Annotated in this window: 1 pseudogene; it reads left to right on the top strand. The window is 63.0% G+C overall.

The window, feature by feature from the left end:
- Positions 1–22 precede the first annotated feature (22 nt).
- Positions 23–169, top strand: a pseudogene (locus tag ACQ4LH_RS21550) (aromatic amino acid lyase); the annotation flags it as partial.
- Positions 170–353: the final 184 nt, after the last annotated feature.

Below are 353 nucleotides of genomic sequence, written 5' to 3'. Positions count from 1 at the left end.
GAGATGTGTATAAGAGACANGNGTGCTGCACGGCGGGCACTTCTACGGCGGGCATATCGCCTTCGCCATGGACAGCCTGAAAAACCTGGTGGGCAACGTTGCCGATCTGCTCGACCGCCAGCTCGCCCTGCTGGTCGACACCCGCTACAACCACGGCCTGCCGAGCAACTGTCTCTTATACACATCTCCGAAGCCCACGAGACGGGTGGGTCGTAGAGGGCGACGGATGTGGATAAGAGAAAAGATCGGGGAGCGGCGGGGGGAGCGTCGGAGGTGTATAACGGCCAGGACCTGGGCGTGCGCCGGCTCGCACTGGTGGACGAAGCCCGGTACAACAACGGCCTGGCGGGACA

The organism is Pseudomonas peli, from assembly GCF_050563605.1.
Classification (GTDB): Bacteria; Pseudomonadota; Gammaproteobacteria; order Pseudomonadales; family Pseudomonadaceae; genus Aquipseudomonas; species Aquipseudomonas peli_A.
Note: the sequence above shows the minus strand (reverse complement) of the source record. Positions and strands in the feature narration are given on the sequence as shown.